Raw genomic sequence first — 8,099 nt, forward strand, 5'->3', positions numbered from 1 at the left:
ATCGTGTCGGCCACCTTGGCGACGTGGTCGCCCTCCCACGGCTGATCCGGCCACGCGCCGGCTTCGCGAGCGCGTAGGCCGCGATCTCCTCGGGGGTCACTTGGTCGCCTCGTGCATTTGACGCAACTCCTTCTTCAGGTCACCGATCTCATCCCGCAACCGGGCCGCGACCTCGAAGCGCAGCTCAGCGGCAGCAGCGTGCATCTGGTCGGTGAGCTCGTGGATGAGCGAGGCGAGCTCGCTTGCCGGCAGCCCCTTGACCGACGCCGCTTGGCCGGTGTCGGCCATCATTGCGCCGCGCCCACCGCGCCCGGCCCCGCGCACACCGCGCGTCTGGCTTCGGCCGGATCCGAGCAGGGCGTCAGTGTCGGCGTCCTCACGCCCGAGCAGGTCGGTGATGTCGGCGATTTTCTTGCGCAGCGGCTCGGGGTCGATGCCGTGCTCGCGGTTGTAGGCGACCTGCTTCTCGCGGCGCCGGTTGGTCTCCTCGATCGCATTGGCCATCGACGGCGTGATCTTGTCGGCATACATGTGGACCTGCCCCGAGACGTTACGGGCGGCTCGGCCGATGGTCTGAATCAGCGAGCGGGCCGAGCGCAGGAAACCCTCTTTGTCGGCGTCGAGGATGCTGACCAGGGAGACCTCCGGCAAGTCCAGGCCCTCACGCAGCAGGTTGATGCCCACGAGCACGTCGAACTCCCCGAGGCGCAACTCGCGCAGCAACTCCACGCGACGCAGCGTGTCGATGTCGGAGTGCAGATAGCGCACCCGCACGCCCTTCTCGAGCAGATAGTCGGTCAGGTCCTCGGCCATCTTCTTGGTCAGCGTGGTGACCAGCACGCGCTCGTCGCGCTCGGCGCGCTGGGCGATCTGGTCGAGCAGATCATCGATCTGGCCCTTTGTCGGCTTGAGGATGACCTCGGGGTCGATCAGCCCGGTCGGCCGGATGACCTGCTCGACGACGCCATCGCTCTTGGCGATCTCGTAGTCGCCTGGCGTCGCCGACAGATACACGGTCTGCCCGATCCGGTCGAGAAATTCCTCCCACATCAGCGGCCGGTTGTCCATCGCGCTCGGCAGGCGGAAACCATGGTCGACCAGCGTGCGCTTGCGCGACATATCGCCTTCGTACATCGCGCCGATCTGCGGGACCGTCTGGTGCGACTCGTCAATGACCAGCAAGAAGTCATCGGGGAAATAGTCGAGCAGGCAGTTGGGCGCCGACCCACGGGACCGGCCATCGATGTGCATTGAATAGTTCTCGATACCGCTGCAAGAACCGATCTGCCGCATCATCTCGATGTCATAGGTCGTGCGCATCCGCAGCCGCTGCGCCTCCAGCAGCTTGCCCTGCTTCTCGAAGAGCGCGAGCTGATCGGCCAACTCCTTCTCGATCCCGGTGATCGCGCGCTCCATCCGCTCGGGCCCGGCGACATAGTGGGTGGCGGGGAAGACATACATCTCGGTCTCCTCGCGAACCACCTCACCGGTGACCGGATGGAGGGTATAGATCCGCTCGATCTCGTCACCAAAGAACTCGATCCGCAAGGCCAGTTCCTCATAGACCGGGATGATCTCGACCGTGTCGCCGCGCACCCGAAAGGTGCCTCGGGTGAAGGACAGGTCGTTGCGGACATACTGCATCTCCACGAACCGGCGCAGCAACGCGTCGCGCTCGATCGGCATACCGACCCGGAGCCGGACCATGCGGTCGACATACTCCTGCGGGGTGCCGAGGCCGTAGATGCAACTGACCGACGCGACGACGACGACGTCGCGCCGGGTCAGCAGCGAGTTGGTCGCGCTGTGGCGCAGCCGCTCGACCTCGTCGTTGATCGAGGAGTCCTTCTCGATGTAGGTGTCGGTCTGCGGGACGTAGGCCTCGGGCTGGTAGTAGTCGTAGTACGAGACGAAGTACTCCACGGCATTGTTGGGCAGCAGCTCGCGGAACTCGTTGGCCAACTGCGCAGCGAGCGTCTTGTTGGGGGCCATCACCAAGGTCGGCCGCTGCACCTGCTCGATCAGCCAGGCGGTCGTCGCCGACTTGCCGGTGCCCGTGGCGCCGAGCAGCACGACATTCTGCTCACCGCTGGTGATGCGCCGGGTCAGGTCGGCGATCGCCGTGGGCTGGTCACCGCTCGGCGAGAACTCGGAAATGACCTCGAAGGGCGCCACCCGGCGCTTGAGATCGGTGGTCGGTCGCATGAGACAACCGTATGCCGACCCACCGACAACCCCTTCGTTCGCTGATTTTGCCAATCCAAGGACACCAGTCGGTGGCTCGGTCTAGCCTCTTAAACAGGCCGCGGGACTGGCCAGCGGCACAACCCGGAAGAGGGGCACATCTGATGGATCGAAGGCAACTCCTGATCGCGGGTGCGACGACCGGCCTGGCCGGCGCGACCACGCTGGCTGCCGGCGAGGCCTCGGCCGCGCCGTTCGGTTTCAACAGCACCTTCACGTCGAACAAGCTCGGCTGGTCAAATGTCTACGGCAATTGGATGCTGCGCAATGGCAACCTGCACTGCGACGGCATCCCCGGCTACTCGACCTCGGTCAAACACTCCAACAACTACAGCGACTACATGTTCCAGGCGCGCATGAAGCGGTCCGGGAACTACGGCGGCAACGCCGCCAACCGCCTCATCGTGCGCGGCAACCCGTCGCGCCTCAACTCGGCCATGAACTGGCGTCCGTCGTATCTCTTCCAGTACGCCAACGCGGGGTGGTTCTCGGTCTGGTTGATCACCGCCACCGGCGCCGAGACGCCCGTGGTCGGCTGGACCAATCTCGGCTACACCCTCAACAACTACGTCACGATCTCGGCGTATGTGGCAGGCGACTATCTCGCGTTGGGGCTGAACGGGATCTGGGTGTGGTCGGGGTACAACTCCGCTCTGTCCTTCGGACAGGTCGGGATGGGCTTCTGGACGGCTCCGGGCTACTGGGGCAAGCTCGATGTCGACTACTCCCGCCTCGGCTATGCCACCCGCACCGAACGCCCCACCGTCACCTTCGCCGGGAAGCCGACACCGGGCGGCTCGGTTCACGAGGCACCTCACTAGCCCCCACGATCCGACACGGCCGGGCGCTATCCCATAGGCGCCCGGCCGGTCTCGGCCCAGACACGGTTACCACAGGGAGTAGTCGATGAGAACGAGCAAATCCCGCCAGCGTCAAAGCCGCACAGCGCGCCTCGCACTCGGCGCGGCGGCGTGTGCGGCAAGCCTCGCGGGCCTCGCCTCCGCTCCGGCCACTGCCCGGACCGAGCCGGCCGTCAACGTTGCCACGCCTGGCTATCTAACGATGGCGTGGGGACGCAGTCTCTGGGCGCATGGCTGCAACCCCGGCACCCCGGCACCGGGGGTGCGCACGCTGGAGCAGGACGCCCAGGATCTCAAGGCGTATGGCCTGCGCGGCGTCGGCGGCATCGTCGTCAACCGCACGTCCGACACCCGCACGTGCGAGCGCGGAGTCACCAATGCGACCTGGGCCGACCTCGCGCGGCTGCAAACGGCATACGGGTGGTCGTTCGTCTCCCAGTCGATGAACTATACCCGGATGACAACGCTGACCACCGACGCCCAGCGGTATGCCGAGACCGGCGCCACGCTCGCGCCGCTCGCGGCCCGCGGGCATACCCAGGCGTGGGGGGCCTTCTTCTATCCCGACGACGAACAGGACCTGCCGGCCCAGCAGATGGTCGCGAAGTATTTCGCGTTCGGGCGCCTCTACACCCTCGTCCCTGGGTTCAACACCAAGGCTTCGGCGACCGTCTTTCCCTACACCCTGCTCACCTACACCCCCCTTGGCGGGCGCTGCAACAACACGGCGCTGCCCTGCTACACGATCAAGGTCCGCAACGATCGGATCACCGCGCCGCCGAGCGCGATCGTCAAGGCGCTCAACCCCAGGCCGGGGCAATGGTCGGTGATCCAGATGTTCCGCTTTGTCGAGGGCAAATCCGGCACTTTGGGCCAGGCCAATGCCTGGGATTGCACGAGCCCGGACTGGCGCAACCGGTGGACTGGCATCCCGGAGAACTACTGCCGCAACACCTTCCTGACGGCGCTCGCCCAGCGCGACCGAACGGTCGTCAATGTCACCCCCGCGCAGATGGCGACCCGCTGGGGCCGCACCCCGAGCGGCTGAGCCGATAATGGCGCGGTGACCGCGCGACCGATCGACCCCACCGACGAGGAGACGCGGGCACCATACGACCCGATGCCGCACGGGCCGGCGGAGGTCGGCCTCGGACCATGGGTCGGCGACTGGCCGGCCGACGAGCGGTATGACGCGGACCTGCTCCGCGACGGCGACCGCCGCAATGTGGTGGACCGCTACCGTTATTGGACGATGGCGGCGATCGTCGCCGATCTCGATGCGCGTCGGCACGGCTTCCACGTCGCCATCGAGAACTGGCAGCACGACTTCAATATCGGCACCATCGTCCGAACAGCCAATGCCTTTCTCGCCGCCGAAGTGCACATCGTCGGCAATCGACGCTGGAACCGGCGCGGGGCGATGGTCACCGATCGCTATCAACACGTGCGGTATCACGCTGATGCGCGCGCCTTGGGGGCCTATCTGGCCGAGCGGGAGGTGCCGCTATGGGGCGTCGACAATTTGCCGGGGTCGCTCCATCTGGAGTCGGCGATTCTTCCCGAGCGGGTGTGCTTTCTCTTCGGGCAGGAGGGTCCGGGACTCTCCGACGCCGCCCGCGAGGCCTGCGCCGCGACCTTCTCGATCGCTCAGTTCGGCTCGACCCGCTCGATCAACGCCTCCGTCGCGGCGGCCGTGGCCATGCACGCGTGGGTCCGCGAGCACGCCGATTTCGGCGAAGCGTGGCGGGGGTGAGCCATGCGTAAGCCGCTGCGCCACGCACTGGCGCGCTACCGCGCCTCCGGCGCCGATCTGCCCTTCGGCAATCCGCTCGCCGCCCACGGGCTCGCGATGGAGGGCTACTTCTGGCGCGTGACCGACGGGGACCGCTCGCTGATCGCGCTGATCGGCGTGAATGCCCCGCGCGACGGGTCACCGCCGTGGGCCACGCTCGGGTTGGCGGCCAGCAATGGTTTCGTGCGCACGGTGGCTGCCGACACCGGCTGGGCCGATCCGGGCGCGCTCGGGGCGCGCAGCGGGGACAGTTTCGTGGCCACCTCGGACCGGGTGCGTGTGCACCTCGGGGCGGACGCCCGCTGCGAGTTCGCGATCGCCGAGGCGGCGCCCTGGCTCGGTCGGGCTTTCGGCGGCTCCAGCCTCTTTCATAGCGTCCCCGGTCTGAATCAGTACTGGCATCCCTGGCTGCTGGGCGGTCAAGCCACGGGATGGGCCGAGCTCGGCGGCGAGCGGTGGGAGTTCGACACGGCGCAGGTCTATGCCGAGAAGAACTGGGGCAAAGGGGGTTTCCCGGACGCGTGGTGGTGGGGGCAGGCGCAAGGCTTCACCGACCTCGGCGCCTGCGTCGCTTTCGCGGGCGGCCTGGTTCACGCCGGGCCACTGCGCACGACCGTCACCGCGGTGGTCGTCCGCCTGCCGGACGGCCAGGTGATTCGGCTCGGCAACCCCGGCACCTCACCGGTGCGCGCGGAGGTCACCGATGAACGCTGGCTGCTGCGCGGGCGGGGGCGCGGCTACGAGGTCACCCTTGACGGCTGTGGCCCGCTCGGGGCCGCACACGTCCTGCCTGTGCCACTCCCTGACGAGCGCCGCAACACCGCGGGCGACCTCGAGCACCTCAGCGCCGACCTGCGTGTCGAGGTGCGGCACCGGAGACGCCTGATCTGGGCCGACCGGTCGCGCATGGCCGCGCTCGAACACGGCGGGCTGGCCCGGGCCGAGGCCGAACTGCGCCGCCGGGGCTTGCCGCTCGGAGCCGTTGACGCCCCGCCTGCGCGGCAATGACGCCCGGTGCGCCTGTCGGGGCGGATGAGCTGGTCGCAAGGATGCACGTCGTCGCGCTGCCGATGCGCGTGGCCTTCCGAGGCGTGCGCGTGCGCGAGATCGCCCTCATCGAGGGACCTGCCGGTTGGGGGGAGTACGCTCCGTTCGTCGAATATGCGCCGCCGGAGGCCGCACGCTGGCTCGCCGCCGCGATCGAGAGCGCGTATGCCGAGTGGCCGCCTCCCCTGCGGCCTGCCGTCCTGGTCAACGCGACCGTCCCGGCCGTGCCAGCGGCGACGGTCGCGGGAGTACTGGCGCGCTTCGACGGCTGCACGACCGCAAAGGTCAAGGTCGCCGAGGCCGGTCAGAGACTCGCCGACGACATCGACCGGGTCGCGGCCGTCCGCGCGGCGCTCGGGCCGGAAGGGCTCATCCGGGTCGATGCCAACGGCGGCTGGGATGTCCACCAGGCGACGGATGCGCTCGGGCGGCTCGCGGCATACGGGCTGGAATATTCGGAGCAGCCCTGTGCCCGCGTCGAGGACCTAAGGGAGTTGCGAATCCGTTTGGCGCGCAACGCGATCGAGGTGCCGATCGCGGCCGACGAGTCGATCCGCAAGGCCGAGGACCCGCTGCGAGTGGCCCGTTCGGAGGCGGCCGACCTGATCGTCGTCAAGGTCGCCCCGCTCGGGGGCGTGACGTCCGCGCTGGAGATCGTCGATGCCTGCGGGCTACCGGCGGTTGTGTCGTCCGCGCTGGACTCTTCCGTCGGGATCAGCGCGGGCGTGGCATTAGCCGCGGCGCTCCCCCGGCTTGATCACGCCTGCGGACTGGGCACCCTCAACCTGATGAGCGCGGACGTCACCGCCTCGCCCTTGGTGCCGTTCGCGGGCGTCCTGCGGCCGGGGCGCGTCGCCGTCGACCCCGACCTGCTCCGCCGGCATGCCGTGGGCCCCGACCGCCTGACCTGGTGGCGGGACCGGGTGCGTGCCTGCGCGGCACTGCTCGGCCGATCCTGAGGCCGGCGCCCAAATCAGTCGGTGAGAACGATCTCGACCGGCCAACCCGGGTCGCAGTTGCCGAGCCGTGGCTCGGCCACCCGCGTGCTCCCCACATCCGCTGCCCCGACGGGCCGCAGCGGGAAGCCGGCGGCCGCTAGCGCCTCGCACGCCCTCGCGCCGACGGGCAGGTGTACGCGCAGCGGGATGCTCAACTCGTCTACGCCCGCCGGGGTGGGCACCCACACCGGAACGACGTCGGGGGCGTCGGGCAGGTCCAAGGCCCGGCGCACGCGGGCGGCGATCCGCCGGCCCTGACCGTCGCGGTCGGCTGCCGCGGGGGCACCCGTTATCGCCGGCTCGCCCGGCGCCCGGGCCGGACGGCGGGCGGCGAGGTTGGCGGCATACGGCTCGATGCGGGACTCCCACAGCGCTGCCGTGGCAGCGGTCAGTTCCTGTGGCGACCCGTCATTGGTCAGCAGCACATCCGCGGCCGCCCGTCGCTGTTCATCGCTGGCTTGCACCCGGATGCGCGCCCGGGCATCGTCCTCGGCCAGCCCGCGCTGCTCGACCAGGCGCCGAACCCTGGTCTCGGAATCGGTCAGCACCACCATGACCAGGTGGTAGTCGGCCGACATCCGCTTCTCGACGAGCAAGGGCATGTCGTGGACGGCGATACCGTCCGGCGGTGCGGCGGCGAACTGACGGGCCGCTTCGGCCCAGATCAGCGGGTGGGTGATCGCCTCCAGCCGGGCGAGTTCGCCGGGGTCGGCGAAGACCCGCGCCGCCAGCGCCGCCCGGTCCAGCGAGCCGTCGGGCGCCGCCACCTCCTCGCCGAAGGCCGCGAGGACCGCGTCCAGGCCCGGCCCGCCGGGAGCGAGCACGCCCCGGGCGATCGCATCGGCGTCGACGATGGTCGCCCCCCGCTCGGCGCAGGCCCGCGCGACCGTCGATTTGCCGCTGCCGATGCCCCCTGACAAGCCAATACGCAACACGGGTCACACCCTAACGACGCGCCGGGAACTAGCGTTGCGGGCGTGTCCTTTGGCACACTTCCGAGGTCAACACCCCCTTGCCTGCCGGTGGTCCGCGCGCCAAGCCCCCGTCGCCAACCGACTTAGAGGTTGCACGGATAGGTGCGGATGTTGCGTTTGGGGTGCGTGTTGCTGAAGGGGTGCAGGCACGGACGCGAGTAGGAGAGGAGGTGTCAAAGCCAAT

Annotated in this window: 7 protein-coding genes; 5 read left to right on the top strand and 2 right to left on the bottom strand. The window is 68.9% G+C overall.

The genetic code is table 11. From position 1 onward, the window contains the following. Nucleotides 1-96: 96 nt before the first annotated feature. The gene (uvrB, locus tag ABD209_RS05460; protein WP_344063211.1) at nt 97-2,205 is read right to left on the bottom strand and encodes an excinuclease ABC subunit UvrB; all 2,109 of its coding nucleotides are present in this window, start codon (nt 2,203-2,205) and stop codon (nt 97-99) included. A 143-nt stretch (nt 2,206-2,348) separates the two neighbouring features. Here uvrB and ABD209_RS05465 point away from each other — a divergent pair, with 143 nt between their 5' ends. The 5 genes from ABD209_RS05465 to ABD209_RS05485 all read left to right on the top strand — a co-directional run bounded on the left by ABD209_RS05465 (nt 2,349) and on the right by ABD209_RS05485 (nt 6,902). Beyond that, complete coding sequence (locus ABD209_RS05465; protein WP_344063214.1) at nt 2,349-3,065, top strand: hypothetical protein; 717 nt, start codon at nt 2,349-2,351, stop codon at nt 3,063-3,065. Between the two features lie 85 nt (nt 3,066-3,150). Continuing rightward, entirely contained in the window at nt 3,151-4,152 is a 1,002-nt protein-coding gene (locus ABD209_RS05470; RefSeq protein WP_344063217.1) for a polysaccharide deacetylase family protein, read from the top strand. A 72-nt stretch (nt 4,153-4,224) separates the two neighbouring features. Further along, nucleotides 4,225-4,857 carry a TrmH family RNA methyltransferase gene (locus ABD209_RS05475; protein WP_344063243.1) on the top strand — a complete coding sequence of 211 codons (633 nt, stop codon included), beginning with the start codon at nt 4,225-4,227 and terminating at the stop codon, nt 4,855-4,857. Nucleotides 4,858-4,860: 3 nt separating this feature from the next. Then, entirely contained in the window at nt 4,861-5,904 is a 1,044-nt protein-coding gene (locus tag ABD209_RS05480; protein WP_344063220.1) for a tocopherol cyclase family protein, read from the top strand. After that, nucleotides 5,901-6,902, top strand: a complete 1,002-nt coding sequence (locus ABD209_RS05485; RefSeq protein ID WP_344063223.1) for an o-succinylbenzoate synthase — start codon at nt 5,901-5,903, stop codon at nt 6,900-6,902. The genes ABD209_RS05480 and ABD209_RS05485 overlap by 4 nt, the downstream gene beginning before the upstream one ends. A 14-nt stretch (nt 6,903-6,916) precedes the next feature. On the opposite strand, the gene coaE is transcribed toward ABD209_RS05485, so the two are convergent. After that, complete coding sequence (gene coaE / locus ABD209_RS05490) at nt 6,917-7,876, bottom strand: dephospho-CoA kinase (protein WP_344063227.1); 960 nt, start codon at nt 7,874-7,876, stop codon at nt 6,917-6,919. Between the last annotated feature and the right edge of the window lie 223 nt (nt 7,877-8,099).

Source organism: Nostocoides vanveenii (genome assembly GCF_039531165.1).
Lineage (GTDB): Bacteria > Actinomycetota > Actinomycetes > Actinomycetales > Dermatophilaceae > Nostocoides_A > Nostocoides_A vanveenii.